Genomic DNA, 21445 nt, shown 5'->3' on the forward strand with positions numbered 1-21445 from the left:
GGAAGCCCGAAATTCACCGTACGCCGTGTCGCGGCATTGTCACTGGTTTCGCTTTGGCTGGCAGGGTGTTCAAATTCCAACAATACTCCGGCACCGGTCAGCTCCGTAGGCGGAAGCGCCAGCGGCAGCGACAACTCAGGTATGCTCATTACGCCGCCGCCTGCCATGAGCACTAACGCACAGCAGCCGCAAATGCAGCAAGTTCAACCGGTACAGCCTGTTCAACCCGTGCAACCAGTGCAGCCAGTGCAGTCTCAACCTGTCCATGCGCAGCCGGTACAGACGGTAGATGGTCACATTGTCTATAACCGCAAGTACGGCAATATCCCGAAAGGGAGCTACACTGGCGGCAGCACCTATACCGTAAAACGCGGCGATACCCTCTTCTATATTGCCTGGATTACCGGCAACGATTTCCGTGACCTTGCACAGCGCAACAACGTGGCTGCGCCGTATGGTTTGAACGTCGGGCAGACGTTGCAGGTAGGAAATGCATCTGGTACACCTATCACAGGCGGAAATGCAATAACGCAGGCTGATGCATCGGAACAAGGAATAGTCTCAAAAACTGCGCAAAATTCAACCGCGGTGGTTGCTTCGAAACCGACAATTACGTATTCTGAGACTTCAGGTGAACAAAGTGCTAATAAAATGTTGCCGAACAACAAGCCTGCGACACCTGTCACAGCGCCTGTTACGGCACCTTCCGTTAGTACAACAACCGAACCGACTGTCAGCAGTACAACAACCAGCTCGCCAATTTCAACCTGGCGCTGGCCAACTGAAGGCAACGTTATCGACAACTTCTCTGCCACCGAGGGTGGTAACAAGGGTGTCGATATCGCAGGCAGTAAAGGACAGGCTATCATCGCGACCGCAGATGGACGCGTAGTATATGCCGGTAACGCACTGCGCGGTTACGGTAATCTTATCATCATAAAACACAACGATGATTACCTGAGTGCCTACGCCCATAACGACACAATGCTGGTCCGGGAACAACAAGAAGTGAAGGCGGGGCAAAAAATAGCGACTATGGGTAGCACCGGAACCAGCTCTACACGCTTGCATTTTGAAATTCGTTACAAGGGGAAATCCGTAAACCCGCTGCGTTATTTGCCGCAGCGATAAATCGGTGCAAAGCAGGTGAGGTCATTCTCACTTATTCCGTTGCAGTGAGCGCTGATGCCGCTGCAGCGGAGGTAAATGAGAATGCGTCAGGTGTTTTGCCCAGGGATCACGGGTAGGAGCCACTTTATGAGTCAGAATACGCTGAAAGTTCATGATCTAAATGAAGACGCGGAATTTGATGAGAACGGAACAGAGGCTTTTGACGAAAAAGTCTTGGTAGAAGAGGAACCCAGTGATAATGACCTGGCTGAAGAAGAGCTGTTATCGCAGGGTGCTACACAGCGTGTTTTAGACGCGACTCAGCTTTATCTTGGGGAAATTGGGTACTCCCCGCTTTTGACGGCCGAAGAAGAAGTTTATTTTGCACGCCGTGCATTACGAGGTGATGTTGCCTCCCGCCGTCGCATGATCGAGAGTAACCTGCGTCTGGTGGTGAAGATTGCCCGTCGATACAGCAATCGTGGTCTGGCTCTGCTGGATCTGATTGAAGAGGGCAACCTGGGGCTGATCCGCGCCGTTGAAAAATTTGACCCAGAACGTGGGTTCCGTTTCTCAACTTACGCGACCTGGTGGATTCGTCAGACCATCGAGCGGGCTATCATGAACCAAACCCGCACCATTCGTCTGCCGATTCACATCGTCAAAGAGCTGAACGTTTATCTGCGTACCGCGCGTGAGTTGTCCCATAAACTGGACCACGAACCGAGCGCAGAAGAGATTGCTGAACAGTTAGATAAACCTGTTGATGATGTCAGCCGTATGCTGCGTCTCAACGAGCGCATTACCTCAGTTGATACGCCGCTGGGCGGTGATTCTGAAAAAGCGCTGCTGGACATCCTGGCCGATGAAAAAGACAACGGTCCGGAAGACACCACGCAAGACGATGATATGAAACAGAGCATCGTCAAATGGCTGTTCGAACTGAACGCCAAACAGCGTGAAGTGCTGGCACGTCGTTTCGGTCTGCTGGGTTATGAGGCTGCGACACTCGAAGATGTAGGCCGTGAAATTGGTCTCACTCGTGAACGTGTTCGCCAGATTCAGGTTGAAGGTCTGCGTCGTTTGCGCGAAATCCTGCAAACGCAAGGGCTGAATATCGAAGCGCTGTTCCGCGAATAAACACCCTTTCTCGTCAAAAAGGCCGGTCGTAAGACTGGCCTTTTTTCTTTTCTGCTACCCGGCAAGCGCCGTTTCATGCAGGTGCCGCCACATAAGCTTCCCGGCATCTTTCTTAAACACTACCGTTGACCAGCGCTGATGTGCTGCCTGATCGGGTAACTGTTGCGTCTCGCGATAGCGCAGCACCGCGCCGCTTTCCCACTCTGCCAGTAATTCCATATCCTCAACGCGGATGCTAAGCCCCTTGCGAGCCGCGCGCTGCGCCTGGAAAAAATTGACCAGCTCAGGCTTATCAAGCGTTGCTCCGCCTGGGGTAACCATGGTGAACGCGTCACAAAAGCGCGCCATCAGCGCCGCGCAGTCGCCTTCGCCACGGCCCAGCCACGCTTCAATGGCGATGTGGGCATCAATAATCTCCGTCATATAAATATTCATGATTGCTCCTGTTTTAGCTGTTGCAGGGTGTATTGGTTATCAAGGCGCAGCGCGCCCAAAAGCGGGAAAAGCGTAATTATCGCGGCGAGGATAAATGTCCCGCGATAGGCGGCGAGGCTCGGCAGAACCTGTTGCAGCAGACCGAGAACAAATGCCAGCAGCGTGGCACCGATAAAAAAGCTCAACTGGCGGTTAAGATTCCACAGCGCGCTGGCATCCGGCATCGCCTGATTGCTGATGGTAAGAAAAGCGCAGCTCTGCGCGGTGCTGCTGCACAGGCTTCCTCCCGCGCCCATCAGCGCGAAGCTGACGATAAGCACTGCCAGCGGCGTTGACGGGGTAACAAGCAGCAGCATCACTATCCCCACTGCCTGCAACAGAGCGCCGATCATCACCAGCGGGCGCGGGCCGAGGCGATTGAAATAGCGGCCGGTCATGGAAATCGCCAGTGCGGAGGCAAGCGACCACGGCACCATTAACGCGCCGGTCACCGCAGGTGTGAGCCCCATCATGCGCTGCAAATAGAACATCCCCACCACGCTGACGCCAATAAACATCCCCGGCACGCAGAGATAAATAAGCATGGCGAAGCGCAGCAGTGAATTCTTCAGCAATGAGAGATCGAGCAGCCGGCGCGAAACGGCGGGCTTTGCCTCCTCTTTCAGCCAGCACCCGGCCAGCAGCAGCGTCAGCAGCGCCAGCGGTAGCGTGACGAAGAAGATCCAGCGCCAGCCGAGCAGTTCCACCAGCAGACCACCGACCGCGGGAGAACAGGCGGGGGCGAGCAAGGCCACCAGCATCACCGCAGAGGAGATTTTCGCCCGTTCATGAGGTTTGAACTGCTGCCAGGCAAGTGCTTGCCCGACCGGGATTAGCAACCCGCCGCCGAGCCCCTGCACCACGCGCCAGGTAATCAGGCTGCCCAGTGAGCCGGCAAAACCCGCCGCCAGCCCCGCCGCGCTGAAGAGTAACAGCGACAGCATAAAGAGACGCCGCGCACCGATAAAGCGCGTGAGCAGGGCGCTGAAGAGGATCGCCACCGTCAACCCGGCGATATAGCCATTGCTGACCCACGCCAGCGCGGAGACCGACGCATGCAGGCTCTCTGACATCGCCGGGAACGCGACGCTGGCGATAAACATATTGATCAAGTCGAGAAAAAAGCCCAGCAGATAGACCACCGCGACCTTGTTGCGATACCTCATTTTTCCTCCTTCTGTGCGGAGCGCTACTGTAGCCGCTGGCCGAAAGGGGATAAACGGCGCGGGTGGCGATATACTGTCAAACCTGTTTTGACAATCACGAGAGAAGCGATGCTCAATTTGCAACGCGTCGCCATGTTTATCGCCGTCGTTGACACCGGCAGCTTTACCGCCGCGGCCTCAACGCTCGGGCAGACCAAGGCGGTGATCAGTTTTAATATCCGCCAGCTTGAGGATTCGCTGGGCGTGGCGCTGCTGCTGCGCTCCACCCGCCGCTTAACGCTCACTGAGGCGGGGAGCCTCTTTTACCAGCGCGGCGTGGCGCTGTTACGGGATGCCGAAAATTTGCAGGATGAGGTGCAGGCAAACCATATTGGACTCAGCGGCGAACTGCGCATTACTACCACGCCGGAGTATGGCGCGCAGGTGGTGATCCCAGCGCTGGCAGCTTTCAGCGAGCATCACCCGGCGCTGCGCATTCGCCATGTCTCTTCGTCCCATCACGCGGATCTGATTAGCGAGCGTTTCGATGTCGCTATTCGCCTCGGCACGCTGGCGGACTCCCGCTATCATGCGGCGCTGATTTCACGCTTCGACATTCTTCCTGTCGCCGCGCCGCAGTGGCTCAGCCAGCACCCGATAACGACGCTACACGCCCTGGCGCACGCGCCGTGGATTATTCATGAGCGGCTCGCTTCCCCGCTGCGCTGGCAGGTCAATGATGCGGTGGGCAGCAGTGAAACGCTGGAGATAAAGCAGCCCGCGCGTATCTTCGCTGACAGCGCGCAGGCCCTGATGTCGTTTGCTCTTGCCGGCTGTGGCGTGGCGCTGCTGCCAGCATGGCTGGTGCAAAACGCGCTGGCTGAAGGGCGGCTGGTGCATCTGTTGCCGGAGTGGCGGTTTGCGCCGCAGGGCGTTTACGCGGTGTATGCCGATACGCAGCATCTCTCTGCCAAAGTGCGCGCGCTGGTCGATTTTTTGCGCCAGTGGGTGGCGCAGGAGGAGGTTGCCGGATGACATTAGCGCCATCCGGCAGCGTTTGTTAGACGAGGTTTTTTAAGCGGTAGATCCACTCCAGCGCCTGGCGTGGTGTCAGGCTGTCCGGATCGAGATTCTCCAGCGCTTCCACCGCCGGGTTGGTCTCTTCCGCCGGAGCAAGCAGCGACATCTGCGTGCCATCAATCTGTGTGCCTGCGGCACTCGGAGAGAGACTCTCCAGCTCGCGCAGCTTGCCGCGCGCGCGCTTGATCACCTCTTTCGGCACGCCCGCCAGCGCCGCGACCGCAAGGCCGTAACTCTTGCTCGCCGCGCCATCCTGCACGCTGTGCATAAAGGCGATAGTATCGCCATGCTCAATCGCGTCGAGGTGCACGTTCGCCACGCCCTCCATCTTCTCTGGTAACTGCGTCAGCTCAAAGTAGTGGGTGGCAAACAGCGTCAACGCTTTGATCTTATTCGCCAGATTCTCCGCACAGGCCCACGCCAGCGACAGGCCGTCATAGGTCGAGGTGCCGCGGCCAATTTCATCCATCAGCACCAGGCTGTTCTCGGTGGCGTTATGCAGGATGTTGGCGGTTTCGGTCATCTCAACCATAAAGGTCGACCGCCCGCTCGCCAGATCGTCCGCCGCGCCAACGCGGGTGAAGATGCGGTCAATCGGGCCAATCTCCACCTTCTGCGCCGGGACATAGCTGCCGATATAGGCCAGCAGGGTAATCAGCGCGGTCTGGCGCATATAAGTACTTTTACCGCCCATATTGGGGCCGGTGATAATCAGCATCCGGCGCTGCGGCGAGAGGTTCAGCGGGTTGGCGATAAACGGCTCTTTCAGCACCTGCTCCACCACCGGGTGACGCCCTTCGCTAATGCGGATGCCCGGCTTATCGCTAAAGGTCGGGCAGCAGTAGTTCAGGGTGTCGGCACGCTCGGCGAGGTTGATCAGCACATCCAGCTCCGCCAGCGCGGCGGCGCTCTGTTGCAGATCGCCGAGGTGCGGCATCAGCAGATCGAACAGCTCTTCATAGAGCTGTTTTTCCAGCGCCAGCGCTTTGCCCTTCGAGGTGAGGACTTTGTCTTCATACTCTTTCAGTTCAGGGATGATGTAGCGCTCGGCGTTTTTCAGCGTCTGGCGGCGCACATAGTGGATCGGTGCCAGGTGGCTCTGCCCACGGCTGATCTGAATAAAGTAGCCATGCACCGCGTTATAGCCCACTTTCAGGGTATCGAGGCCAAGACGTTCGCGCTCGCGGATCTCCAGCCGGTCGAGATAATCCGTCGCGCCATCGGCGAGGCTGCGCCACTCATCCAGTTCAGCATGGTAGCCGGGGGCAATGACGCCGCCGTCGCGTACCAGAACCGGTGGGGCTTCAATAATGGCGCGCTCAAGCAGTTCGCGCAGTTCGCTGAACTCGCCCATTTTCTCACGCAGCGCCTGCACCGGCGCGCAGTCGACGTCAGCCAGCTGCGTGCGTAGCTCCGGCAGTTGCTGGAAGGCGTAACGCATACGCGCCAGGTCGCGCGGGCGGGCGGTACGCAGCGCCAGACGTGCCAGAATACGCTCCAGATCGCCCACCTGACGCAACACCGGTTGCAGCTCGGTGGCGCGATCTTGCAGCGCGCTGATGGTTTGCTGACGCTCGGTAAGCACTTTCGTGTCGCGCACTGGCATGTGCAGCCAGCGTTTAAGCATGCGGCTGCCCATCGGCGTGACGGTGCGGTCAAGCACCGAAGCCAGCGTGCTTTCAAGCCCGCCTGCGAGGTTCTGGGTGATCTCCAGATTACGGCGCGTCGCGGCATCCATAATAATGGTGTCCTGCTGACGCTCCATAGTGATAGAGCGGATGTGGGGCAGGGCAGTACGTTGCGTATCTTTGACATACTGCAACAGGCAGCCAGCGGCGCACAGGCCGCGCGCGGCGTTCTCAACGCCGAAGCCAACCAAATCACGGGTGCCAAACTGCATATTGAGCTGCTGGCGGGCGGTGTCGATTTCGAACTCCCACAGCGGGCGGCGGCGCAAACCGCGGCGGCCTTCAATCAGCGCGGTTTCCGCAAAATCTTCCGCATAGAGCAGTTCGGCAGGGTTGGTGCGTTGCAATTCAGCGGCCATGGTTTCGCGGTCGGCGGGTTCACTGAGGCGAAAACGCCCGGAGCTGATATCCAGCGTGGCGTAGCCAAAGCCTTTGCTGTCCTGCCAGATGGCAGCCAGCAGGTTATCCTGGCGCTCCTGCAGCAGCGCTTCATCGCTGATGGTGCCGGGCGTGACGATGCGTACAACCTTGCGCTCAACCGGTCCTTTACTTGTAGCCGGATCGCCAATCTGCTCGCAAATCGCTACCGATTCGCCGAGGCTCACCAGTTTTGCCAGGTAGTTCTCCACCGCATGATGCGGCACGCCCGCCATCGGGATCGGCTCCCCGGCGGAGGCACCGCGTTTGGTCAGGGAGATATCCATCAGCTGCGACGCGCGTTTCGCGTCATCGTAAAAGAGCTCATAGAAGTCGCCCATACGATAGAAAAGCAGAATGTCCGGATGCTGCGCTTTCAGCTTCAGATACTGCTGCATCATTGGGGTGTGGGCGTCGAAATTCTCTAGTGTACTCATCAGTGTATGATGTCCATTTGCTTAAATTTTAATGAGTTAGTGATGTTAGTTATTATCATCAAGTATCACGTTATCTCATTTCGGCTGATGAAATGCTGCGTTTTAAAGCAGGTTAATGGCTAATTTACCGGCCTGTCCATGACAGGGCTGCGAGCATGATAACGAACTCTTTTTGGCAGTAAAACAAAAGAGAGGGCTGCTTTGCTTTAACGCGATAGAAATGATGAGAAAGAGGTTGAAGTTCGCCCGGCGCGTCAGTTTTGTATCGCAAGATACAGGAGAAAGAGCATCGGCTCTATTGCTTATAACTTGCTGAAAAATAAAGGTTAAAGATCGGATTCTTTAAGAAAAATCCTAATCTAAGCGTAGCGCGAAACCTGCATTTGCATAACTTTACATTAAGCGCAGAATGGCACTAATAAATCTTCTGAGTGTTAACGTATGGCATATATCGCAAGCACGCCTTCAGCGTATGTCGGTAAGTCTGTTGGCAATGGTCAGTGTGTGGCGTACACGCAAAAAGCGGCAAATATGCCGCGTACCGTTGCATGGAAACGGGGCGCATTAGTAAAGGGTAATACCGCGATCGCACCTGGTACGGCGATTGCTACCTTTGATGCAAATGGTCGTTATGGTAACCATACAGACGGAAGCTCCCACGCAGCGATTTACCTGGGCCAGGATGCCTCCGGGATACAGGTTCTGGACCAGTGGATGACCTACAAAAAATTGCCCAGCGGTGAACGAGTGGCGACGCCGCATTATGTCAGCAAACGCACCATCCGTTTTCATAAGGCACCTCGCGCGGAAAACAACGGAGATAACTACTATGTTGTGGAGTAAGACGCTATTACTGAGCGCAGGCCTGTTCTTATCCGCGAGTGGCGTTCACGCAACGTCAACAATCTGCCCGTCATATCCAACGGCGCAGGATAAAACCCATGCCTTAAGTGATGCCAGCCTGTTCGTCGGGCCACCGAAAGAGTTAGTGGAGCTGATGCCGGATAGCGATCAGGAGACGGTGTGGACATTACCCGATTATCAGGATGAAGCTAAAGAGCATAAAACATCGCTCTATTTTATATGCCACTACAAGAATACGAAGCAGACCGTGGAGTTGATTGTTGCGGCTACCGCCAAAAAATGCTCTGTGGGTTATGACAAGCACAGCAAGGTTATTGCGAAGTGCGAATAAATACCTCATCTAAGCTGATAGTAATTACCCATAAAGATGAGCGTCAATGCAGTATTTATTAACAGCGAAAGGATGTTTGATTTCTTAGCGATTGGCTCTGTCTTCATTTTTTATCAGCTGCTAAGAATGGTTCTTTTTAATATTAATGATCGTTATGAAATAATTTATTGATGATGGGTGATTAATAGCTGAGATAAGCGTCTTTTCTTTTACGATCGGGCATAAAAATATTAGTTATAAAAGATGAAAAGCGTAATAAATTATTTACGCTTTTATCTTTGCTGGCCCAAAAAAGATAATTCAACGCTTTACAATGTGGTTGGTATGTGATTTTCATTGTCTTTTTTCAAGAGCTTACGAGTTTAGCGCAAACGAAAGCACTCTTTCTGTCATCAATTTTAACTAACACCGATTATTAGCGTTAAAAAATATGAAGAAGCGGGTTTATGGTTAGAAATAGTGTTTCATAATTAAAATATCCATAGGTGTTGACTATTGAATGGCATCTTTAGACAGTTTTTAACGATCAATTTCTAAACTCTCTTCCCTGTGCGCCGATATAACTTTTTGCCGTTCTTTCATTCGAATGGTATATCCGCACACTTACTAAGGGAAGAATATGAGAAATGATTCGCACGCAGTTAAAACAACGGGCATGAGTATCAGAAATAAAATCATGATCTCTTTTGGCGTATTGTTGTTATTACTTGCTTTAATTTCCGGTAATGCGCTTTATCGTCTCAGCGAAGCGAAAGGGAATATTACAGAAATTGTTACTGAGGTTTATCCAACAACCGCGCTGGCAAACGATCTGATTCGTCAGGTTAATAACACCAGTGCTTTACTGCTTAACGCGCTGCTTGAAAAAGATCCAATAAATAAAAGAAACATGGTTAGTGAGCTTACGGAGCAGTCCCGTAAAATAAGTGCGTTATATACCGAGTTGAGCAAAGCAGCGGACGATGAACAATCACAAGCGATGCTAGAGCAAATTAAACAAGCGCGTGCCACGTATATTCAATCGCGTAGCAAAGTCATTGAAATCATTGAATCAAATCCCGATGCGGCCATTGATGAGTACAATGCCAGAACGCGTGATTACACGACGCAATATATCAGCAAAATTAGCGAGTTTATTAAGCTGCAACGCAATGAGATGCAGGGTTCCTATGACGATTTTCTGACTGACTACAGCCAGAGTAAACTCACCATGTTAATCATCTCGCTTATCAGCCTTGCCTTTGGCATAACCACCGCCATGGTGATGGCAAAGAATATTGTTAACCCAATTCGCCAGGTCGTGGATGCCGCTCAGCGCATTGCCAGCGGCGATCTTGGTCATGAGATCAATGTCATTTCTAAAGATGAGACCGGGCTGCTAACCAGCGCCATTATCAATATGCAGGAGGAACTGAAAAAGATCGTCGCGGAGATCCGTTCAGGTGCGGAGAACATCGCCACAGGCGCTTCGCAGATCATGGCCGGGACGCGCGATCTCTCTGCGCGTACTGAGGAGCAGGCCAGTTCAGTTGAGCAGACGGCGGCCTCGATGGAGCAGATTTCATCGACGGTTAAAAACACGGGCGACAATACCGCTAACGCCTCGCAGCTCTCTGAAAGGGCAAGCCATGCCGCTAAAGATAATGGCAGGCTGATGACCTCGCTCACCGAGGAGATCCACAACATCAGCAGTTCAGCCGATAAGATGTCAGACATCATCAACCTGATTGACTCGATTGCCTTCCAGACCAATATCCTCGCGCTTAATGCCGCTGTCGAAGCGGCGCGCGCAGGCGAACATGGCAAGGGATTCGCCGTCGTGGCGCAGGAAGTGCGCAACCTCGCGCAAAAAACGGCGAACTCATCAAAAGATATCCGCACGCTGATAGAGAACTCGACGCAGCAGAGTAACCGCGGGCTGGAGATGGTGCGTCAGGTGAACGGTAAGATGGATGAAATGGTGTTGAACGTTGATAACGTTTCGGAAATTTTAAAAGAGATTGAGCGCGCAAGCCTCGAGCAGAGCGACGGCGTCCAGCAAATTAACATTGCTATCGGGCAGATTGATACCACCACTCAGCAAAACGCCTCGCTGGTTGAAGAGTCCGTTGCTGCCTCAGAAATGCTCAATGAGCAGGCGCGAGTAATGAAAGATCTGGTCAGCGTTTTCAAACTGGAGCGCACGGCCAGTTGAGTCAGCGGCGATCGTGATGCCAGCGAGTTTCACTCTCTTACACTTAAAAACATTTAATAGTTACTCTGTAAAACTTATAGAAACTGAATGATGTATGGTCTCTTTTTGACCGTGATGTGTATTTGCCGTTCCCTCCCCAAGGAGCGGCTTTTTTTTGCCTGGTCTTCCCCTTATCTTGTCGACCGCTGTGCTTGCCCGACATAACCCAAGTGTATATAAACCCTGATAAACTTAATGTTCATGTATGCCTACAACTGCACAAGGATCTGTATGAGCTACATCGATGGCTTTGATCACGAAATAATCGGCACCCTTGGCTATCTGCCGATCTACCACCCGCTGGAAACCATTGAGGGCGACGGCGGCTGGGGAGCGTATGACTTCAGTGCCACACCGCAAAACCTGGTGTTGGGCGGGGGGAGTGGCGAGCATCCGGGGCTGGTGGTGCATCACTTGCCGATGCTTGCCGCGCGCTTCTTATTAGATAGCCTGACCGAGGCGCAAGCGGAGACCTTAAGCAGCGACGAGAGCGAATATGTCGACGAGCTCTATTACGCTGGCGAAACGCTGGAGTTCTGCGGCTGGCGCATCGGTCACTATGCGCGACTCCAGACGATGGCGCAAAGCCCGGCGCTGAACAATCCCGTCAGCGAAGAGGGGGAAGTTGAAGAGTGGCTTGAGCGTTCCCTTGGCGAACTGGTGTGGTTTTCGCTGCCGGAACTGAACCCAGAGCATCAACGGCTGGCGGCCATATTTCAGCGTTTCGATATCTTTCCTTCAATGCGCAACGTCGCGGTCGATCCGCCGGGCTATCCGGCCTGCGGCGGCAGGATTGTCGTTAACGGCGCGCTGAGCTGGGGGCACCAACGCTGGCGTTCACGCTAGCCGCCGCAGGCGGTTGACTATTTTGTGCAGCAGTGGTGCAGGGCGGCAATATCCGCAGGCGTAGTGCGACAGCAGCCGCCAATCAGTTTTGCGCCAGAGGCCAGCCACGCGGGCAGATGCCCGGCCAGCGTGTCGCAGGCAGCACCATGCGCATGCCAGCTTTTGCTTACCGCGTCGTAGGTTTCGCCCGAATTAGGGTAGACCACCAACGGCAGCGCGCTCAGGCTGTGCAGATGCTCCAGCGCATCATTGGTGTTAGCAAGTGCGATGCAGTTAATGCCAAGTGCAACAATCTGCGGCGTCGCTTCCACCACTTTCACCACTTCCGCAAGCGGGGTGCCGTCGCTTAAATGGTGCGCGTCACGCAGGGTAAAAGAGAACCACGCCCGCGCGTCAGGCCAGGCCTGCAACAGCGCGGCGAGGGCTTTTATCTCAGCAAATGAGGGAAGCGTTTCACAGGCCAGTAGATCGGCACCCGCCGCTAACAGCGCCTCGATGCGCGGGCGATGAAAATCAGTAAACTCCTCAGCGGTGCGCTGATAATCGCCGCGATACTCCGACCCATCCGCCAGATAAGCGCCATACGGCCCCACGGAACCTGCCACCAGTAGCGGCCCGGCCTGCGGGTTTTCCGCCAGCGCGGCATCCCGTGCCGCCTGCGCCAGCTCAACGCTTCTGCCGATCAGCGCTCGCGACTGCGCCTCATCCAGACCGCGTGCGGCAAAGCCGAGTGGCGTCGCCTGGTAGCTGGCGGTAATCGCTATCTGCGCACCGGCGCGAAAATAGTCGAGATGCACATCGCGGATCAGTTCCGGCGCGTCCATCAGCACTTTCGCAGACCAGAGATTATCCGCAAGGTTACAGCCGCGCGCTTCAAGCTCCGTTGCCATCGCGCCATCGAGCACAATAAAGGGCTGCTTCTCGAGCAGCGCGGTCAGGGGATTAGGGCGCGACATGTTCACTCTCCTTCGCTTTTTCATGATGGGTCAGCCAGTAAGCACCATAGCACAGGGCCACAAACGGCAGCCCGCAGTAGAGCGCAATGCGCTGATCGGGATCGAACGCCAGGCCGACACACGCCAGCAGGCAGAGCAGAAAACCGGCGATCGGCACCAGCGGATACCACGGCGCGCGGTAGTGCAGATCCGCAAGGGACTTGCCGGACTGCAAATGGCGGCGGCGAAAGACAAAGTGCGCCGCGCAGATGCTGAGCCACACGGCAACCACGGCAAAACCGGAAATCGCCGACAGCGCGACAAACACCGTATCCGGCGCGATAACGCTTGAAAGCAGCGCCAGCACTCCACCCAGCATAGAGACGGAGAGCGCCGTCAGCGGCACGCCGTTTTTCGTCACGCGCATAAAGCAGCGCGGCAGCGTCTTCTCATTCGAGAGCGACCACAGCATGCGCCCGGACGCATAGAGTCCCGAGTTAGCCGCCGAGAGGATCGCCGTCAGGATGACAAAGTTAAAAATATCGGCGGCATAAGGAATGCCAATCTTCTCAAACACCACCACGAAGGGGCTCTTCTCCACGCCTGCCTGCTGCATCGGGATCAGCGCCGCCAGCACAAACACGGTGCCGATAAAAAAGAGGATTAAACGCACGATAGTGGCGCGAATAGCGACCGGGATCACCTGCTGCGGGTTCTGCGTCTCACCTGCGGCAATACCAATCAGCTCGGTGCCGGAGAAGGCAAAGTTCACCGCCACCATGGTCATCAAAATCGGCAGGCCGCCGTGCGGGAACCACCCTTCGGCGGTGATGTTGGCAAGACCGGGAGCGGCGGAGCCATCCTGCATCGGGATAAAGCCAAAGATCGCCGCGCCGCCAAGCAGGATAAAGGCAATGATGGTGATCACTTTTACCAGCGAGAACCAGAACTCGCCCTCGGCGAAAAAGCGCGTTGAAACCACGTTAAGGGCGAAAATCGCCACGCAGAAGATGACGCACCATATCCAGACCGGAACATGCGGGAACCAGTACTGCATGCAGAACCCGGCGGCGGTAAAGCTTGAGCCCAACGCCACGGTCCAGGTAAGCCAGTAGAGCCAGGCGACGGTATAGCCGGTTGCCGGGCCGAGATAGCGCGCGGCATAAACATGAAACGCGCCGGTCACCGGCATTGCTACGGAGAGTTCGCCGAGACACTGCATCACCAGCCAGACCACCAGCGCGCCAATCAGATAGGCCAGCAGCGTGCCGGCCGCGCCGGTAGTGGAGATGATATAGCCGGTATTAAAGAACAACCCGGTACCAATCACGCCGCCCAGCGACAGCATAATTAAGTGGCGGGTCTTCATGGTGCGCTTAAGCTGCCCCTGCGCCTGATCCTGCTGATTTTGCATACAACCCTCTAAACGTATGGACGTCTAAACATCTGCGTTCAGGGTTTATAACGTGATTGTTAATAAAAAGCCAGTCTCGCAGCGGGCAGGGGCGGTTAACTGCGCACTCTCTGGCCGGGGTTAGCTAAAAAAGTAGACCACGCTCCAGAAGAGCAGAGAGGTGAGCATATGGACTTTCATCACCCGCAGCCAGTCGATGCGCTGGCCAGTGGCATCCGTAAAGCGGAACCACTTCAGATGGGGCAGATGGGTTGCCAGCGTTTTAGCTAATAACAGCCAAATAATTATCGACAGCGTGTTTATGCACAGCAAGGTCAGATAGTGCAGCGCTAATTGCCCCAGATTAATTGAGTAGAGCAATTGGGTATTTATCTGCTGATAAAGCCAGAACTGCGCGGAGGAGATCCAGGAGAAGATATGCGGAACAGGCAGCGGGGCCGAAAGATTATTAATAAACGCATACCACCAGGAGGCCAGCATATTGAAAAGATAAAAAATAAACTCATACAGCAGAAATAATTTCAGCGCACGCGCGGCAGAGCCTGGCCATAATTTCGGCGCACCGCGCGTAAGAAAGGCTTTAGCGGCAAAAAAGAGCAGTGCGAAAAGCGAAAAAGCGGCAATTAATACAATCATGACTACACTTACCGCCGCCGGGCCTGCTGCTGCGGCATGGGGGTTTTGCGCCGCTAATCTGCGGTTAGCCTCGTCGCGCTCAAACTCATTGAGATGGCTGTTACCGTTGTAATCGTAGTACACGATTAATCCTTATATAAGTGATAGAAAAAGCAAGGCGCACATCCTGGCTGCTTAACCGGGGGAAGTAAACAACCGCAATGAATACCCACTGAAAATGGGTGGCATAAGAATCAACTTACAGGGGAGTTGATAGGCTTATAATAAACGAGGGTTATATTCCTGGCCGTGCGGGAATAACCCCTGCCGTTAAATACCTGTTGAAAAAAAGACCTGAAATTAATTAATCGCTATCTGCTTCACTCGTAAACTATTTTGTGCGGGATACTTTTATCTATTGCAGTGATTAGTGAAGCTTTAGCGCAAATTGACGATAACGTCTTAGCGTCACCCTCAATCATGCAGGGGCGCAATTATCTTTATTTAACGAGTTCTGATCGCGAACGGATCTGCTTTTAGCCCTCCTTTAACAATCTCTGCAAGCGCATTTTCAGGCGCAAATTTTTATTTTAAGGAAAACAGTACTATGGCTTTCGTAAGATCACTGTATCGCGGTTTGTTGGGTTCCCGTCTGGCGGGTGGCTCTCAACCTGCTAACGGCATTTTCGACTGCCGGGATTTGCCGACCTCCCTTTCGGCTGCGGGTCTTAGCGCACGCTCATCCGGCATTTTATTGACCTTCGTTCCGCCCGAAGCGGATTTCCACCGGGTCAGCCAGGCGTGGCAGCGTTTCACTTCTGCCGATCTGACGGTGATTACCCTCTCATCAAACGGCGCACTGAGCGCCAGCGGTCGCCAGACAACCTACTGCGCGGGCGACGGGCAGGAGGGGAGTTTCCTGCTGCTGCCGGATAGCCTTATCGCCGAGCACGAGACGCACATTGTCGATCTCCATCTGCACGACACCCAGACTGCTTCGCAGCGTATTAGCGCCATTCAGCGCGAATTAAACACTATTAAACCGCGCATGGCGCTCTCCGCTGAGCGCACTTTCGCGATGATTTACTGCGACGGGCTCTCCGCCTCGGAAGGTTTCTTCATGCAGGCCTGGTATAACAGCGGACTCTTTCCGTGCCTGGCGATTGGCGGCTCCGCAGGCGGACGCGCAACCTTTGACGGCACGTGGATTGGCGTTGGCGACCGCGTCTTACAAGGCAAAGCGGTTGTCGTTTTCTGTCGCATGGCAGAAGGCAAATCCTTCTCGCCCTTCAAGAGCCAGAACTTCACCCCGCTGGATCAGAGTTGGTTGATTGCCGACGCCGACCCGATTGCCCGCACGGTAACATCGGTCTTTGACCGCCAGGGGCAGCAGAAGGCCTTTACCGAGGCGCTGGCCGAACATCTGAAATGCAAAGAGTCGCAGCTGAGCGAGCGCCTGAAAGGGCTGACCTTCGGCGTGAAAGTGGGCGACGAGTACTTTATCCGCTCGGTGGCGAAAATCGAGCACGGCATGGTGCACTTCTTCTGCGATCTGGAGTTTGGCGACCGGCTGTTCCTGATGCAGGAGACCGACTTTAAACAGGCGACGCTGCGCGACTGGCAAACCTTTATCACCGGCAAAGGCAAGCCTGCCGCCATCATGATGAATGACTGTATTTTGCGGCGTATGGGCAACAGCGACCAGCTGCACGATGCCCACTTCTTTAAAGGCATTCCGGCGGCGGGCTTCTCCAGCTTTGGCGAAATCCTCGGCGTGCCAATTAACCAGACCCTCTCCGCGCTGGTGTTCTTTAACCATGACGTGAAAGCGATGACCCAGTTTCCGGTGGAGTACGCCGGGTATGCCGCGCACTATGCCCAGCGCGCACTGCGCCGTTGGGAAGCGCTGAACAGCATCCAGACCCGCGTGCTGGATCGCGTGGTGAGTTATCAGCAGGAGCTGGCGCCGATTGTGCAGGCGTTGCCGGCGCTGGAAGCCGCCACCCAGAGCCAGAGCGAAGCGCTGGTGATGGCAGAAAGCAGCATTCGCGGCATCAGCGATATCGCCACCGAAAGCCAGCGGGCGCAGGGGCGTCTTGGCGAAGGGCTGGATTCGCTGGAGCAGATCTCCAACGGCATCGGCGTGATCACCCACGGCATCAGTAACATCGCCTTCCAGACCAACATCCTTGCGCTCAACGCGGCGGTAGAAGCGGCGCGCGCGGGCGATGCGGGGCGCGGTTTTGCGGTGGTAGCAGGGGAAGTTCGCCGCCTGGCGCACTCCTCAAAAGAGCAGGCGGAAGCGACGGCGAGCAATATCAGCGACGCGGTCAACACCATCTCCCATATCCGTGAAGTCGCCAGCAATACGGTGGAGACCGCAACCGATATGGCGGAGCGCAGCATTCTTGCTGCTAATACCATCGCCGAGATGAGCCAGCAGACGCGCCAGGAGCGGGAAAACATTGCTAAACAGCTGAGCAACCTGCGCACCCTGACCGCCGGGATGGATGCGATGCAGGAAGCGGTTGCCCAGTTGAAAGTGCTGCAAACCCTCTCGACGGGTCGTTAAGGCGTTGAGTTGCAGACCTCCGGCGGCGCAGGCCGTCTGGGGTCAGCTTAAATCATGCAATGCTTTGCCGAGCGGGCGGGTGATGCGAAGCTGTTCGAAGCGCACATCCAGCCCCTCTCGTTCCGGCGAGCAGCACATGACACCAACAAAGCGCTGGCCGCTGTCCTGCCACGGAAACAGCCGCAGCAGCGGCCACGTTTTACCGTCGGGGGAGTATTGCAGGCGTAATGCCTGCTTCTCAAGGGTCGCGCGCATCCAGAACTCACGCGCATCGCCGGGGAAAACGCCGGTTGACCAGTCAGATTGCCCCTGCGTTACCACACAGCCAATAGCGGGCGCGCCATCGTTATACTCAATGCCGCTTTTCACCCACTGCGTTTCCGATGCTTCAATAAAAACCCCTGCCTGATCGTAGAGCTGTTCAAACGCCGCCGCGATCTTCACTTCAAGGGTAAACTCCCCCTCCAGCATAAAACCAAAGGCATGGCCTGAGTGGCGCTCAAAGCCGTACCAGGTTTTGACCCAAAAATCGGTGTTCGCCCCGGTGCGCATTAGCAACTGCTCATCGGTCTGCGAAACGTGGGCCGGTTTATTGATCCACAAACCTTTTTCTGACGTGAAGCTCTCAATCGGTGTCACAGGCAACCTCATCAATGTTTACAGGAAAACCGCGGCCACTCTGCCACGCTTTTGCAGCGATTGCCGCGCGATGCTTAACGTTTCGCTTTGCGCGCCAGTCTTTTACTGCGCACCGTTAACAGCGGCGTCACCGAAATGCCGTGGAGCAGCACGCTCAGCGTCACGATGGTGATGGCAATATGGGCGACGAGATTAGCGTCTGCCCCCTGCAAGCCGTGGACATAGGCATAGGCAATATAGTTGAGGCTGCCGATACCGCGGATACCCAGCCAGCCAAGGCTCGCGCGGTGAAACCATGTCGTGCCGGAGCGCAGGGTGACGATAAAGACCGACAGCGGGCGGATCACCAGAAACAGCACAAAGGCCAGCCCGAGCGCGTGCGCATCCCAGTGATGCGAGAGGGTGACGCCAAGGACAATCACCAGCAGCGCCGCCAGCAATCGCTCAACGGTATCGCCAAAAGAGAGGGCATCGCCAATCACCAGCCCGACGGATTTAATCGGGTTCTGCTCCTCCAGAGCATGGCGCAGGTGCGGGTTAACCTGCATCTCTGCTGGCACATCCTCCTCCTCTTCGGGATCGCCGTGGCGCTTCTGCACGCTCACTTCGGCGCTGCGCAGACCAATCCCGGCAGCAAAGGCGGCGAGAAAACCGGAGGCATCGACGGACTGGGCCAGCGCAAAGCTCAGGCAGATCAGCGCCAGAGCGATAAAGTCGCTCGGTGCGACCTCGCCCTGTTTATGGCGTGAACGGGTAGCGATAAGGCCAATTAAGCGCCCCATAAAGAAGCCAATCAGCAGCCCGCCGACCAGTGCCCACAGCAGATCGATGCTCAGCCAGTGCAGCAGCTCCTCGCCGGACGGTATGCCACCGGCTTTGTACCAGATTAGCGCCAGCATCAGGAAGGGGAGCGCGGTGCCGTCGTTAAGCCCCGCCTCGCTGGAGAGCGCAATGCGCAACTGGTCATCATCGCGCGCGTCGTTGATCGCCACCAGGCTTGCCAGCACCGGATCGGTGGGGGCGAGGATCGCGCCAAGCGCCAGCGAGAGCGGCCAGGCCAGATCGAGCAGATAGTGGGCGGCGACCATAATCCCGCCGATGGTCAAAAGCATAGCGGGCAGCGCCAGCTTAATGCCCATCTTCCAGTAGGGGGAGGTGAGCGGCAGGCGGATTTTCAGGCCGGTAATAAACAGCGAGGCCGCCATCGCGATTTCGCTCACGCGGCGAATAAGCTCGGCATTCGCTTCAATATCGATATTAAGAACGCCCATCTCCCACGGGCCGCAGATAATGCCAACCACCAGATACAAACCAAACACCGGGATCGGCACGCGGCTTATCCAGCCGTAGGATAATGACATCAACAGTAACAGGCCGCCGGTTGCGGCCATCCACATCAAATAACTCATACTCCTCCACATCAGGCCGCAAGCTAAACATTGCACCCCAAAAGGTATAGTTGCTGAAAAAGGTCTGCACCAGGCCAGACGGCGCGAATAGTGCAAGGGTTGAGCATTAGCTACGCTTAAAAAAAACGGGCGTAACGGGGGTGATAAATGAGCAAGAAGATCATGCAGGAGTATCTTGTGCTGGGCGGTAAACACCACGGCGAGGTGTGGCGTGGCGTCTACCCGGCGATGGGGCTTAATCTCTCGAAGCATGATGAGCGCTTCGGGCAGTTCTTTGACCGAAGCGGGCAGAAGAAGGTCGAGCTATCGCGTAAAGAGCAGTACTTCATTACCGAATGGCTATCGCCCGAAGGGCACACCTATCTGCTGGCAACCGCCGAAGATCTGACGGAGTTCAATATTGAAGAGGAGATAGGCCGGATCGCGCCACCGCTCCGGCCTCTGGACAGCGCTATCGAAGACTGGGCTTAGCCGGGCTCGTGCGCTGCCTGCGTTTTCAGGCGTTTCGCCGCGCGCTGCTTGCGTAACTTATCAATCAGCTTATGCGCTTCTGCGCGGGTGGCGACCGCAGGCGATGAGCCGCTCAGCGGTTTACGCGCCGTTTCGCGCAGCGTCAGCACGGTCAGCGCGCCAATCAGCCCGGCGCCCATCATGTAGTAAGCGGGCATCATCACATTGTGGGTGGTATCAACCAGCCAGGCGGTGACCAGCGGCGTGGTGCCGCCAAACAGCGAAACCGAGAGGTTAAAGCCAATCGCCAGCGCGCTGTAGCGAATATCGGTGATAAACAGCGCTGGCAGCGTGGCTGGCATGGTGCCGCTAAAGCAGGTGTGCAGCACGCCCAGAATCACCAGCCCGCCGAAGACCGCCCACATATTTCCAGAGCCAATCAGCATAAAACTCGGGATCGCCAGCAGCACCAGCCCCAGCGCGCCGAAAGCGATCACCGGACGACGGCCGAGACGGTCGGTCCAGTGTCCCCACGCCAGCGTCAGCGGCATCATCACAAACATGATCACCATTACCAGCAGCAGGCCGGTCAGCTCGCTCATGCCCAGCACGCTGGTCAGGTAGCTCGGCATATACGACGTGAGCATATAGTTCGAGACGTTAAACACCAGCACCAGGCCAATGCATTGCAGCATCTGTTTGCGGTATTTGTGCAGCATCTGCAACAGAGTTAGTGTCGGTTTGCTGTGCTCCAGCGCATCCTGCTTATCCATATGCTCTTTAAAGGCCGGGGTCTCTTCCAGCTTCAGGCGGATATAGAGGCCAAACAGGCCGAGCGGCGCGGCGAGGAAGAAGGGAATACGCCAGCCCCAGCTGTGCATCGCCTCGGTTGGCAGCACGGCAATCATAATCGTCACCAGGCTGGCACCCATCAAATAGCCGCCGAGGGTGCCGAACTCGAGGAAGCTGCCCATAAATCCACGGCGCTTATCGGTGGAGTACTCGGCGATAAAGGTGGCTGCGCCGCCATACTCACCGCCGGTCGAGAAGCCCTGAACCAGGCGCGCCACCAGCAGCAGGATCGGTGCGGCAATACCGATGCTGTCGTAATCGGGGATCAGGCCGATACAGAAAGTACCAATCGACATCATGATCATCGTCAGGGCGAGGATCTTCTGGCGGCCAAAGCGGTCACCGAGCGGGCCGAAGACCATACCGCCAATCGGACGGACCAGGAAGGCAGCGGCGAAGGTGCCGAAAGAGGCAATCAGCTGTGCGGTGCTGCTGGCACCGGGAAAGAAGACCTGGCCGATAATCACTGCCAGATAGCTGTAAACGCCGAAGTCGAACCACTCCATCGTGTTGCCCAGTGCGGCGGCACCGACGGCGCGTTTCAGCAGTTTATTGTCGATGACCGTGATGTCTTCGACGGTCAGTTCACTGGCCGTTGCGGCCGAATTCGTCTGGTGCGGTAAAGTCGTTCCGTTGCTCATAAACTCCCCATGAGTGCTGGTGGTGCGACCTTATAGCTTTCGCAGCCGTAGTGCTCAAATGGAGGGAAATGAAAGCTATAAGATGCAAGAAAAAGCAGATTGCCGACGTTTGCGGCAGGGGCACACCATAATTAAAATTTATGGATGAGGCAA

At 55.7% G+C, this 21445-nt stretch carries 18 protein-coding genes; 9 read left to right on the top strand and 9 right to left on the bottom strand.

Annotated features, from left to right (window positions below):
* The first annotated feature begins 42 nt into the window (after positions 1-42).
* Together nlpD and rpoS are read left to right on the top strand one after the other, a co-directional pair.
* Positions 43-1131, top strand: coding sequence for a murein hydrolase activator NlpD (gene nlpD, locus EH164_RS04200; protein WP_241175032.1), 1089 nt, complete (start codon positions 43-45; stop codon positions 1129-1131).
* A 126-nt stretch (positions 1132-1257) separates the two neighbouring features.
* Positions 1258-2250: an RNA polymerase sigma factor RpoS gene (rpoS, locus tag EH164_RS04205; protein WP_023481104.1), complete on the top strand. Its 993-nt coding sequence runs from the start codon at positions 1258-1260 to the stop codon at positions 2248-2250.
* 54 nt (positions 2251-2304) lie between these two features.
* Here the strand turns inward: rpoS and EH164_RS04210 are convergent, their stop codons facing one another.
* On the bottom strand, positions 2305-2685 hold the full coding sequence (locus EH164_RS04210) for a DUF4440 domain-containing protein (protein ID WP_124967395.1): 381 nt from the start codon (positions 2683-2685) through the stop codon (positions 2305-2307).
* Entirely contained in the window at positions 2682-3890 is a 1209-nt protein-coding gene (locus EH164_RS04215; protein ID WP_124967396.1) for an MFS transporter, read from the bottom strand. The genes EH164_RS04210 and EH164_RS04215 overlap by 4 nt, the downstream gene beginning before the upstream one ends.
* A gap of 108 nt (positions 3891-3998) precedes the next feature.
* On the opposite strand from EH164_RS04215, the gene EH164_RS04220 reads away from it, so the two are divergent.
* Complete coding sequence (locus tag EH164_RS04220) at positions 3999-4904, top strand: LysR family transcriptional regulator (protein WP_124967397.1); 906 nt, start codon at positions 3999-4001, stop codon at positions 4902-4904.
* Positions 4905-4929: 25 nt separating this feature from the next.
* Here EH164_RS04220 and mutS read toward each other — a convergent pair whose 3' ends face one another.
* Positions 4930-7491, bottom strand: a complete 2562-nt coding sequence (mutS, locus tag EH164_RS04225; RefSeq protein WP_124967398.1) for a DNA mismatch repair protein MutS — start codon at positions 7489-7491, stop codon at positions 4930-4932.
* Positions 7492-7932: 441 nt separating this feature from the next.
* Here mutS and EH164_RS04230 point away from each other — a divergent pair, with 441 nt between their 5' ends.
* The 4 genes from EH164_RS04230 to EH164_RS04245 all read left to right on the top strand — a co-directional run bounded on the left by EH164_RS04230 (position 7933) and on the right by EH164_RS04245 (position 11765).
* Positions 7933-8334 carry a BPSL0067 family protein gene (locus EH164_RS04230; RefSeq protein WP_034813794.1) on the top strand — a complete coding sequence of 134 codons (402 nt, stop codon included), beginning with the start codon at positions 7933-7935 and terminating at the stop codon, positions 8332-8334.
* Positions 8321-8686 (top strand): STY0301 family protein, encoded by a 366-nt coding sequence (locus EH164_RS04235; RefSeq protein ID WP_124967399.1) that lies wholly within the window; start codon positions 8321-8323, stop codon positions 8684-8686. The genes EH164_RS04230 and EH164_RS04235 overlap by 14 nt, the downstream gene beginning before the upstream one ends.
* Before the next feature lie 655 nt (positions 8687-9341).
* On the top strand, positions 9342-10880 hold the full coding sequence (locus tag EH164_RS04240; RefSeq protein ID WP_241175001.1) for a methyl-accepting chemotaxis protein: 1539 nt from the start codon (positions 9342-9344) through the stop codon (positions 10878-10880).
* Positions 10881-11150: 270 nt separating this feature from the next.
* The gene (locus tag EH164_RS04245) at positions 11151-11765 is read left to right on the top strand and encodes a hypothetical protein (RefSeq protein ID WP_124967401.1); all 615 of its coding nucleotides are present in this window, start codon (positions 11151-11153) and stop codon (positions 11763-11765) included.
* Positions 11766-11782: 17 nt separating this feature from the next.
* Here the strand turns inward: EH164_RS04245 and mmuM are convergent, their stop codons facing one another.
* The 3 genes from mmuM to EH164_RS04260 form a co-directional block, all read right to left on the bottom strand.
* The gene (mmuM, locus tag EH164_RS04250; RefSeq protein ID WP_124967402.1) at positions 11783-12721 is read right to left on the bottom strand and encodes a homocysteine S-methyltransferase; all 939 of its coding nucleotides are present in this window, start codon (positions 12719-12721) and stop codon (positions 11783-11785) included.
* Complete coding sequence (gene mmuP / locus EH164_RS04255) at positions 12708-14114, bottom strand: S-methylmethionine permease (RefSeq protein ID WP_023481098.1); 1407 nt, start codon at positions 14112-14114, stop codon at positions 12708-12710. The genes mmuM and mmuP overlap by 14 nt, the downstream gene beginning before the upstream one ends.
* Positions 14115-14234: 120 nt before the next feature.
* The gene (locus EH164_RS04260) at positions 14235-14873 is read right to left on the bottom strand and encodes a hypothetical protein (protein ID WP_124967403.1); all 639 of its coding nucleotides are present in this window, start codon (positions 14871-14873) and stop codon (positions 14235-14237) included.
* A 463-nt stretch (positions 14874-15336) separates the two neighbouring features.
* Between EH164_RS04260 and EH164_RS04265 the strand changes: the two genes are divergently transcribed.
* Positions 15337-17301 (top strand): methyl-accepting chemotaxis protein, encoded by a 1965-nt coding sequence (locus EH164_RS04265; RefSeq protein WP_124967404.1) that lies wholly within the window; start codon positions 15337-15339, stop codon positions 17299-17301.
* A 42-nt stretch (positions 17302-17343) separates the two neighbouring features.
* Here the strand turns inward: EH164_RS04265 and EH164_RS04270 are convergent, their stop codons facing one another.
* Complete coding sequence (locus EH164_RS04270) at positions 17344-17853, bottom strand: DUF1349 domain-containing protein (RefSeq protein ID WP_370277251.1); 510 nt, start codon at positions 17851-17853, stop codon at positions 17344-17346.
* Between the two features lie 161 nt (positions 17854-18014).
* The gene (locus EH164_RS04275; RefSeq protein ID WP_124967406.1) at positions 18015-19349 is read right to left on the bottom strand and encodes a sodium:proton antiporter; all 1335 of its coding nucleotides are present in this window, start codon (positions 19347-19349) and stop codon (positions 18015-18017) included.
* A 147-nt stretch (positions 19350-19496) separates the two neighbouring features.
* On the opposite strand from EH164_RS04275, the gene EH164_RS04280 reads away from it, so the two are divergent.
* Entirely contained in the window at positions 19497-19820 is a 324-nt protein-coding gene (locus tag EH164_RS04280) for a hypothetical protein (protein WP_034813787.1), read from the top strand.
* Here the strand turns inward: EH164_RS04280 and proP are convergent.
* Entirely contained in the window at positions 19817-21292 is a 1476-nt protein-coding gene (gene proP / locus EH164_RS04285) for a glycine betaine/L-proline transporter ProP (protein ID WP_124967407.1), read from the bottom strand. The two genes, EH164_RS04280 and proP, sit on opposite strands and share 4 nt — an antisense overlap.
* Positions 21293-21445 lie beyond the last annotated feature (153 nt).

It is taken from the genome of Kosakonia sp. CCTCC M2018092, from assembly GCF_003864115.1.
Lineage (GTDB): Bacteria > Pseudomonadota > Gammaproteobacteria > Enterobacterales > Enterobacteriaceae > Kosakonia > Kosakonia cowanii.

Coding starts and splice junctions, on each gene's coding strand:
- EH164_RS04280 (WP_034813787.1), top strand. CDS start 19,497: ATGAGCAAGAAGATCATGCAGGAGTATCTTGTGCTGGGCGGTAAACAC.
- EH164_RS04265 (WP_124967404.1), top strand. CDS start 15,337: ATGGCTTTCGTAAGATCACTGTATCGCGGTTTGTTGGGTTCCCGTCTG.
- rpoS (WP_023481104.1), top strand. CDS start 1,258: ATGAGTCAGAATACGCTGAAAGTTCATGATCTAAATGAAGACGCGGAA.
- EH164_RS04230 (WP_034813794.1), top strand. CDS start 7,933: ATGGCATATATCGCAAGCACGCCTTCAGCGTATGTCGGTAAGTCTGTT.
- mutS (WP_124967398.1), bottom strand. CDS start 7,491: ATGAGTACACTAGAGAATTTCGACGCCCACACCCCAATGATGCAGCAG.
- EH164_RS04245 (WP_124967401.1), top strand. CDS start 11,151: ATGAGCTACATCGATGGCTTTGATCACGAAATAATCGGCACCCTTGGC.
- EH164_RS04240 (WP_241175001.1), top strand. CDS start 9,342: ATGAGTATCAGAAATAAAATCATGATCTCTTTTGGCGTATTGTTGTTA.
- EH164_RS04235 (WP_124967399.1), top strand. CDS start 8,321: ATGTTGTGGAGTAAGACGCTATTACTGAGCGCAGGCCTGTTCTTATCC.
- mmuP (WP_023481098.1), bottom strand. CDS start 14,114: ATGCAAAATCAGCAGGATCAGGCGCAGGGGCAGCTTAAGCGCACCATG.
- proP (WP_124967407.1), bottom strand. CDS start 21,292: ATGAGCAACGGAACGACTTTACCGCACCAGACGAATTCGGCCGCAACG.
- EH164_RS04220 (WP_124967397.1), top strand. CDS start 3,999: ATGCTCAATTTGCAACGCGTCGCCATGTTTATCGCCGTCGTTGACACC.
- EH164_RS04215 (WP_124967396.1), bottom strand. CDS start 3,890: ATGAGGTATCGCAACAAGGTCGCGGTGGTCTATCTGCTGGGCTTTTTT.
- EH164_RS04275 (WP_124967406.1), bottom strand. CDS start 19,349: ATGAGTTATTTGATGTGGATGGCCGCAACCGGCGGCCTGTTACTGTTG.
- EH164_RS04270 (WP_370277251.1), bottom strand. CDS start 17,853: ATGCGCACCGGGGCGAACACCGATTTTTGGGTCAAAACCTGGTACGGC.
- mmuM (WP_124967402.1), bottom strand. CDS start 12,721: ATGTCGCGCCCTAATCCCCTGACCGCGCTGCTCGAGAAGCAGCCCTTT.
- EH164_RS04210 (WP_124967395.1), bottom strand. CDS start 2,685: ATGAATATTTATATGACGGAGATTATTGATGCCCACATCGCCATTGAA.